Annotated in this window: 1 protein-coding gene; it reads left to right on the forward strand. The window is 53.7% G+C overall.

Going from position 1 to position 460, the window contains the following annotated elements:
* Positions 1-460 (forward strand): transposase (locus tag ACYQ11_RS22130; protein WP_459926009.1); only part of this gene is annotated, 460 nt, incomplete at both ends.

The following is a 460-nucleotide window of genomic DNA, read 5'->3' on the forward strand; positions in this document are numbered from 1 at the left end:
TTTCCGTTCGGCCCGGTGGAAAAGGACCGGTTCGTTTCGATCCTCAAACGGTTTTCACGTATTTATTTCACGGACATATTAGGTTACGCCGTGATGGACAACCACGTCCACATCCTGGTCCGCATGTTGCCGGAACGGAACTATACCGACGATGAGATCGAAGCGCGCTACAGGGTGTATTATGGTCAAGAGGCAGTGTTTCCATCAGGCCGCATCGATCATTTCAGAAAAAAATGGGCCAGTTTGTCCGAATTCATCCGGGAGGTCAAGCAGACCTTTTCCCGTTATTACAACAAAGCGAAGGGCCGGAAAGGGACCCTGTGGGGCGAGCGATTCAAGAGCGTGATCGTCGAGCGGGGTGAGACCCTGGTTCATTGTCTGGCCTACATCGACCTGAACGCGGTCCGTGCGGGCATTGTGACCCGACCGGAGAATTATCGATGGTGCTCGTTGGGCTACC

This window comes from Desulfatiferula olefinivorans, from assembly GCF_054657895.1.